Genomic DNA, 7,513 nt, shown 5'->3' with positions numbered 1-7,513 from the left:
GACAGCCAGCACTTCGGACAAGCCACTTCCCGGACCCGCCACAACCCACTCTAGAACACCGTCTCTGGCGGCCTCTTGACACAGAGGGGTGCCAGATGAGTGAATTGATCAAGCACCCCTACCGGTCAGGCCGTAACGCACTGTAGCCGTCTTGTCTCGACGGATCCGGATGCGGGTGCGACTGCAGAGTCCGTGCGGGCGTGGGCTTCACGTGATCGGTTGCTCGCTGGTTGCTCGGATGTTCGCTACCTGGCGCGGACGGAGCCGTACGGCTCAGAAACATCCGCGTCCGATCCAAAGTGGGCATTGGCGTTTGCGGGGTGCCGAGCCAGCTGGCCAGCGCGGACGATGCCGCATCACCTCGGACACGCTGCGCCATCCGCGGGCTTTTCCTTGCTATGCTTGAATTTGGGCGAGTTGATCGTCCACTTCGGACTGCGGATCAGAAGGTCGGATCGCCAAGACCGCTCCTCGATGCCCGCCTAACGGATCCAGCGAAGACATCGGCCGGCGCGCGGCCTGACGGGTCGTCGATCTCCCGATGCGTGTACCCGCGGACGCAGCCGGTCGACGACGCCTCCGGTCGGACGTGGGCATACTCAACCGCTCCAAAACAGGCGAGCGTCTATAAAGTACCGCAGATCTACAGTGGACGGTCAACCTAAGGCGATGCGCTCGAACAGGATGCCCATGTTCTCCAAACGGCCGCCCGCGATGCCACGATAGGTGGTACCCAGATCGTCCCAGCCACGCCAGGACTGCTCACCGCGCGTGCGCAGCAACTCGTTGGCCTCACCGAGACCGCCTGGCATGGCGACGTTGAGGAACAACCCAGTCGACCACACCTCGTGACGCTGACACGGTATACGCCCTGCTCACCGCCTACCAGGCACCCATCCGCGCCGGCGACGACGCCGCCTCCACCCGACCCGGCCTGGACATGGACCGCATCAGCTTCACCAGCCACGCAGGAGCGACTGTGCACATCACAGTGCATCTTTACGGTGCTGCGCGACGCCGGCCACGAGGTGGCGGTGACGTACGCCGCGTGCACGGCGCCCGCCGGCTGGTCAGGCTATGCCACGACGATCTGGAGCGCCGCTTCCCCGGCCTGCCGCACCTGCTGCGCGCGTCCGCCTGAAATTTTGCGTACGCGGTGCAACCGGGCGGGGCTCTGGGACCGTGAGTAGCGCATGACGGATCGGGACACGGCGTTCGCCGAATACTTCGCCGCGCGGTCGGACGCGATGCGCGGCACGGCGTTCCTGCTGTGCGGAGACTGGCACCGGGCCGAGGATCTCACCCAGACGGCGTTCACGAAGCTGTACCTCGCCTGGAACCGGGTCGCGCGGCACGAGGTGCTCGACGGGTACGTCCGGCGCACGCTCGTGCGGACGTTCCTCGACGAGCGGCGGCTCGGGTGGTGGCGCGTGCGCACGAGCGAGTCGCCGCCGGAGCCGGTCGCCTTGCAGTCCGGGCCCGAGGACCGGGTCGCGGTGCTCGCCGCGCTGGCGTCCGTGCCGTCGCGGCAACGCGCCGTGCTCGTCCTGCGGTACTGGGAGGACCTCTCTGTCGAGGAGACCGCCGAGCTGCTCGGCGGGCACGGTGAGGAGCCAGGCCGCACGGGGACTACAGACCCTGCGCGCCCACCTGAGCCCGACGTACACCCACCGACTGACACCCATGCCACGAAGAGAGCGCGAGACATCATGGACGATCAGCAGTTCCGGGCGTCGCTGCGGCACGCCTTCGACGACAGCGACGCCCCGTCCAGCATGTCGCCGGCGGATGCCCTGCGCGCGGGCCGCCGGGCGGCCCGGCGCCGCATGCTCGTGGGCGGCGGCGCCGTCGGTGCGGCCGCCCTGGCCGCGCTGACCGCGGTGGGCGTCGCCGTCGCCTCGGCCAGCGCGGGCGCCCCGCAGCCGGTCGCCGCCAGCGGCACGCCCACCATCACCCCCCCCGGTGCCCGGCAAGGCAAGCGCCTCCCCGCTGCCCACCGGCAGCGAGACCAAGCCCGTCTGGCCCACCGGCCCCAACGGCTCGCCCCAGGAGGACCGCACTGCCCGGGCCGGGGTGAAGGCCGACGCCGCGAAGGCACTGCGGGCGCACCTGACCACGCTCGTGCCGGCCGGGTACACCATTTCGCCCAACTCGGAGGCCCGTGAAGAGCAGGCGCAGTTCGAGGACAAGGTCGGCGACCGGGACGCCTGGAGCTACCTGGCCTCGATCGAGATTCGCAAGGACGGCGCCGCTGGGCGGCTGATCGTGCAGGTGCACGATCCGGGCCTGCGCACCGGCGCGACCCCGTGCGACATCGCGAGTGTCTTCTGGACCAAGCCGTCGGGCTGCGGCGTGGTGTCGAGCGGCGGCCAGGCCGTCGCAGTGGCCACCGGCGGCGGCAACGACCTGCCCGACCAGCGGATCGACAAATGGTCGGCTTACGCCCACCCCGACGGCACGGTCGTCTACGTCGCGGAGTCCAAACGGAGCTCCTTCGACCCGCTCCGCAGCAGCGATCCGCAGCTAGCCGCGCTGCCGTTCGACGACGCTCAGCTGGCCGTGCTCGCCCTGGACCCGGCCTTCCATATCGCGGCCTCCTGACCGCCGATCCGCGCCGCCCCGGACCGCCACGCGTGGGTACGGGGCGGCGCCGCCCCGGAGTGTGATCGGCGAATCTCGACCGAGCCTCTCGCCGGACCGTCTGGCCGCTCGCCCGGCGAATTGCGGCCGACGGCGGCGACGGATGAGCAGCAGCAGGACGACGCCTGCGGTCAGCGCGCCAACGCCAACGAGCGCGTACGGCGTAATGTTCGAGCCGGTCTTCGGCGGGGCCCACCGACCGGGGTCGGGCTGGTCGACGCGGACGCGGACGCGGGCGGGCACCGATGACATGGCTCGAGGGGCTGGTGCATGGCGGACACTGGCCGACGGGCGGGCGGAACGACAGCCATACGCTACTTGCGTCACCGGCGAGGTCGACCCGCCGGTGCGCCAGGAATGGCAATCCGTGCGGTGCGTCGTCACAGCACGACGACGGTGCCGCGAGTAGACCAGAGGTTCAGGCTCGGCATCACGGCTTGGACGCCATAGACGCCGGCTGCGGCGCGTGTAGCCTCTGACCCGAAGTCCACCGGCAGGCTCAGCAGTTGTCCACGGGTGAGGTCGTGCAGGTCTTGACGGTGGCCGCGGTAGGCGAATCCGGGTAGCCCGATGCGCTCGCCGCGCTCGTCGAGCAGCCATGCGTGCACGTATTGGGCCTCCTCAGCATCGGGCGACCACACAGTGTCGCCGATGTTGATGAGGGTGACGCTGAGGCCGTTCAGGCTGGCGGCCGGCGTGCGGAGTCCTTCGGGCCAGGTGAGCAGCAGTCCCTGTCGTCGGCTCGGTCGGCCGGGACGGGGATGGACCGGCCCAGGATTGGCGCTGAGGCGGCAAACCCCGTTGACCGGCGCCGAGACGTGGACCATGGCCCACCCCTCGTTGTGTGGCGCGGCGAACAGCCGGGCCTGACCCACCCGGCCGCCTTCGGTCTGAATGGTCAGTTCACGCCAGCCCTCGTGGGGCAGACGCTGGACCGTATCGTCGTCGGCGCGGATGACGCGTTCGGTCGGAATGACGTGGCCCCATGGATACCCCGCCCCGTCGAGATCGGCAGGGTTGACATCGAAGCAGCCGAGGGCGACCCAGGAGAGCGGATCGGACTGACGGTTGGCCACCCCAGCATTATCCCGTCCTGAGTGGCTCCGGCGCCGGGAGAAGGGTCTCAGCTCCGGCAGGCGCGGGCGCGGTCACATCCGGCTGGCTGCCTTCCGGGCCGCCTCCTCCAGGGGCTTGCGGTTCTCGGCGGGATCGTTGAGTCGTACGAGACGGATCGATACCCACGTGCCCGACTTGGAGAAGAATATCGTGCCGTCTTCGAGGTGCGCCTCATCGCCGATGCCGGACACTGGCTGCAGATCGTGGCCGAGATCGCGATCAATGTCGAGGAACTTCTTCGCTCCGTCCCCGACGTAGATCTCCACTTGCGCTGTTGGTCCGGACACCGGTCCGGTGTAGGTGCAGGTTTCGCGAATGGGCTGTGCACTGTCGAGCCGGGTGCCGGCGAGTTTCTCGGCCTCCTGTTGGGTCAGGAGTTTGCATGGATCCACCGCGGCCTTGGCCGGGGCCGCCGATTCGTCCTCGACGGGGTCGGCCGGTGCGGACGTGGCCGTTCCCTTGTTCGCTGCCACTCCGCTGGCAGTCTTGCCGTCCGACTTACCGCATCCCAACAGCCCGAACAGCGCCAGCACGGCTACGGGTAGCACCCGCGCCGCCGCACCAACACGGATCCTCGTCATCGGACTACCTCTCCTCTTCACGCAGGGCCAGTGCACAATGGAACGTCCGGAAGGGTCTGCTTCTTCTGGAAGAAGGGCGCCAGCGTCTCGCGCTCGAGTTCAAACTTCACGGTCTTGGGCAGCAACGCCTCCAGGGCTTTCAATTTGTCCGACGACAGATTGAACCCAAAGCCGCCACCGACTTTCGCGTCAAGGGCAGCCCCGATACATCGGGCTAACGGAGCGCCGAGCGCCGAGCCGTTGGTCACCCCGAGGTCGACGACCAGCTTCGCATAGGGGCCAGCGAATGCGGCAGGGATTCCGATACCGAACTGGATTTTGCATTCGACCGCGAAAACGATGCCGCTGACCCCGACGGAGAGCCCCGTGATCGAGTCCATGATGCTCTTGGTGACGCTCAGGACTGGCGTCACCAGCGAGCCGTCGACCATGCCGATGAGGCCGTCGAGGGCCCACTCCCCGCCGGCGGTCAACGTCGCGTTCTTGCCGCCCAGCGCGGTGGTGACGATGAACTTCCAGGTGTTGCTGTACATGAGCGGCTCGCCCGGAATGGGAATGTTGATCTCGACCGGAACCTCGACCCGGACCTTCTTGTTATCGTCCGCGCCGTTCGCCGCACCGGCGGCGATGTTGACCGCGATGCTCTTGATGCCGTCGAGGGCGAACGTGGAGCGGCTGCCGATCGTCCCGTTCGAGATCGACACGTCGGATCGGATCCGCAGCTTGTCGACCTTCATCGAGAAGTCGACAAAGACCTTGAGGTTCTCGTTGGCCGCGTAACCGACCTTCAAACCGAGATTGCCGCTCGACCGATACGGCTGGGCCTCCCAGTCCCCGACCGCCGCGGTGTAGTTCGCCTCCCTGGCCAGCGGCATCGGGCGCTTGGACCCCGGGCCGAGCCGGATCGGGTGCAACGCCAGCACCGTTTCGGTCTGGTCCGAACTCGCCCCACCCGTATACGCGATCGGTTCCATCTTGTTGCGCGGTTGCGCGGGAATCGTCACCGCCGCCGGCAGGTCAGGAATCTCCTGGTAGACGAGCGCGCTCTCGTCGATCGCCCGGTCAATGGTGAAGCGTGCGTCCCGAAACACCTCGGTGAGCTTCACCGGCGCCAGCGTCACCGCGATGTCGTCGCCCGCCCGCTGCAGGTCGACCACGCGTCCTACCGCCCGGCTCGTGGCATACATGACCTTACCGGGTTTGATGTCGGAAGCGCCGCGTGCCTTGCCATCGATGGTCCAGGTCAGACCGTCTCCGGTCGCGGAGCGAACCGCGTTCGGGCCGCCTTCGACGATGACGACATCCGGCTGGTACTTGATCGACTTGTCGTTTGCGGGACCATACCCGTACGTGCGCGCCGACTCGGTCGCCCCAGCGCCGCCGCCGGCTGTGCCGCTCTGGCCGCTCCCCGTCGAGGTGCAGCCACTGAGCACGGTGAGGGCAAGGGCGAGCCCGAGGCTGGCCATCGGAGTAACTTGTCTGCCCATGCCCACTCCGTCTGATGATCAATAAAACAGACGTTACTGGGTCCTGGCTAACATCGCAGCTACATCAACTGGCCTTCTCAGTCGGGATCCCGACTGAGAAGATCATCAGAGCGCGCAACGCTCAAAGCCACAGGCCGCCGAGCCGTGCGACGCGTCCGCGGTACCGCCGGCGCCGCCGTCGTCAGCGGTTCTTCGCGTTTGTACACCGTGATGCCGACCGAGCAGCCCGGGCCGGTCGGGCGGCTGAGGAGCAGCACGCGCGGTACGACGTCGAAATGATCTGATCGATCGGCCCCGGCGGGTGCTCGACCGCCGTGCCGAGGCGCCCCGTGGCGGGGTCGATGACGGCGATGGTGTGCTCGTGGCGCAGGCGTCGCGGTGGCGAGTTCTGGTCGTCGGCGGCTTACCTGCCGTGGTCGAGATGACGTAAGACGGGGCCGACGGTGAGCATGCCGCTGCCGGCCCCGGCCAGCTCGTTTGCGGCCGGCATGTCCGGATTTCATAGACCTTGGGCGCACACTGGTCGTGAGGAGTTGCGACAGCTGATGGGATGACCGCTGGCGTCTCCTCTGCGCTACCACCGATAACTGTCCACAGTGGAAGAGGAACTGATGAGGTCCGGCGCCTGCTCGCGGGGTGGATGGTGATGGTGACGTACACCGACATCTGGGATCGACTCGCCCGCCGCGGACCCGGCGCGGAATGCGCTACGGAATGACCGTAAGCCGCGCAGATCAGAGGCCAGGCCGGCCATCCATGCAGAAGTCGACGGCAAGGTCATGACAATCGCCGCGTGGCGCTCGGATCGCGGCCAGATGAAGGCGCGCGTTGACCTGATGGCAGAGGCTTGTGGGTCGTGGCGGTGTCGCTGGATCTTGGTCACGCCTACGATCACCGCGTGGCCGAGATGCTGATGCTGATGTTCAGCTACTTCGAGCATGACTGGGACGAGAGCCTAGAGGGCGTCGTGCAGATCGAGGCGGAGCTGATACGTCGCGTCACCGAAGGCGAGTGGATGCCATATGCCGGTGACGAGCCAGATCCGCAGGACATCGCGACGATCGAACAGCTCGTGGCCCGGGCGCGCGAGTCGATCGACGAATGGGATGTGCCGGAAGACGTTGTGCGAATCCCCATCGAGAAGCTGCGTGCCCTCATGGCGGCCAGCGGCTGGACGTTTGTTGCCGGGGAGTTCGTCGAGTTCGAGGGTCACCACAACGACACCGAGTACATCGTGAAGCTCGTCCGACCATGATGGCGTTTGAGGATGCTTCCTCCGGCCCCACGCGGGACGCGCACCCACCGGTATCGCAACCGACGTCGGATATCTGGCTGTGTGGACGGTCTCGCACGTGGGCAGAGATTCGTTATCCTGCGCACGTGATCGTTGTTGACGGGCAGTCGAACGAGCGGCTCGTACTCGACGGTGGCTGGCTGGAGAAGCTGCGCGGCGCTCAGCCCGTCGCCCGGACACCAGCGTCCTCGTTTCGAGGTGCGCAGTGGAAAGATCTGGAACGGCGCGTCAGGTTGTTCGGGCGCGAGAAGGAGCGGCTGGTCCAGGTCACCCTCATCTTCGAGGGCGGGCCGTTCGTCGGGTTCGTCACCGACGCCGCCAAGCGGCCTGAACTCGAGGCCATCGTCGACGGGCTCGAGGCGGCACGCTCCGCCTGAGTGACCAAACGATCGGCC

At 67.5% G+C, this 7,513-nt stretch carries 10 protein-coding genes; 5 read left to right on the top strand and 5 right to left on the bottom strand.

Annotation, left to right across the window (positions count from 1 at the left end):
• Positions 1-656: 656 nt before the first annotated feature.
• The gene (locus ABT297_RS24840) at positions 657-830 is read right to left on the bottom strand and encodes a hypothetical protein (protein WP_350553713.1); all 174 of its coding nucleotides are present in this window, start codon (positions 828-830) and stop codon (positions 657-659) included.
• Positions 831-979: 149 nt separating this feature from the next.
• Here ABT297_RS24840 and ABT297_RS24835 point away from each other — a divergent pair, with 149 nt between their 5' ends.
• From ABT297_RS24835 to ABT297_RS24825, 3 genes are read left to right on the top strand one after another with little or no spacing between them, the layout of a single operon-like run.
• Positions 980-1,141 carry a hypothetical protein gene (locus ABT297_RS24835; RefSeq protein ID WP_350553711.1) on the top strand — a complete coding sequence of 54 codons (162 nt, stop codon included), beginning with the start codon at positions 980-982 and terminating at the stop codon, positions 1,139-1,141.
• Positions 1,142-1,193: 52 nt separating this feature from the next.
• Entirely contained in the window at positions 1,194-2,165 is a 972-nt protein-coding gene (locus tag ABT297_RS43210) for a SigE family RNA polymerase sigma factor (RefSeq protein ID WP_502885638.1), read from the top strand.
• Positions 2,074-2,601: a hypothetical protein gene (locus ABT297_RS24825; RefSeq protein WP_502885637.1), complete on the top strand. Its 528-nt coding sequence runs from the start codon at positions 2,074-2,076 to the stop codon at positions 2,599-2,601. Before ABT297_RS43210 ends, ABT297_RS24825 begins: the two co-directional genes overlap by 92 nt.
• On the opposite strand, the gene ABT297_RS24820 is transcribed toward ABT297_RS24825, so the two are convergent.
• The 4 genes from ABT297_RS24820 to ABT297_RS24805 all read right to left on the bottom strand — a co-directional run bounded on the left by ABT297_RS24820 (position 2,524) and on the right by ABT297_RS24805 (position 5,803).
• Positions 2,524-2,892: an LPXTG cell wall anchor domain-containing protein gene (locus tag ABT297_RS24820; RefSeq protein WP_350553707.1), complete on the bottom strand. Its 369-nt coding sequence runs from the start codon at positions 2,890-2,892 to the stop codon at positions 2,524-2,526. The genes ABT297_RS24825 and ABT297_RS24820 overlap by 78 nt on opposite strands.
• Positions 2,893-3,020: 128 nt before the next feature.
• On the bottom strand, positions 3,021-3,716 hold the full coding sequence (locus ABT297_RS24815) for a hypothetical protein (RefSeq protein ID WP_350553705.1): 696 nt from the start codon (positions 3,714-3,716) through the stop codon (positions 3,021-3,023).
• Between the two features lie 72 nt (positions 3,717-3,788).
• Complete coding sequence (locus tag ABT297_RS24810) at positions 3,789-4,337, bottom strand: DUF3558 family protein (RefSeq protein ID WP_350553703.1); 549 nt, start codon at positions 4,335-4,337, stop codon at positions 3,789-3,791.
• Positions 4,338-4,354: 17 nt separating this feature from the next.
• Positions 4,355-5,803 (bottom strand): hypothetical protein, encoded by a 1,449-nt coding sequence (locus ABT297_RS24805; RefSeq protein WP_350553701.1) that lies wholly within the window; start codon positions 5,801-5,803, stop codon positions 4,355-4,357.
• Between the two features lie 919 nt (positions 5,804-6,722).
• Between ABT297_RS24805 and ABT297_RS24800 the strand changes: the two genes are divergently transcribed.
• Both ABT297_RS24800 and ABT297_RS24795 read left to right on the top strand, forming a co-directional pair.
• Positions 6,723-7,079, top strand: a complete 357-nt coding sequence (locus ABT297_RS24800) for a hypothetical protein (protein ID WP_350553699.1) — start codon at positions 6,723-6,725, stop codon at positions 7,077-7,079.
• Between the two features lie 125 nt (positions 7,080-7,204).
• A complete protein-coding gene (locus ABT297_RS24795) occupies positions 7,205-7,495 on the top strand; it encodes a hypothetical protein (RefSeq protein ID WP_350553697.1) in 291 nt (96 codons plus the stop codon).
• Positions 7,496-7,513 lie beyond the last annotated feature (18 nt).

The sequence above is a fragment of the Dactylosporangium sp. NPDC000555 genome (assembly GCF_040300025.1).
Classification (GTDB): domain Bacteria; phylum Actinomycetota; class Actinomycetes; order Mycobacteriales; family Micromonosporaceae; genus Dactylosporangium.
Note: the sequence above shows the minus strand (reverse complement) of the source record. Positions and strands in the feature narration are given on the sequence as shown.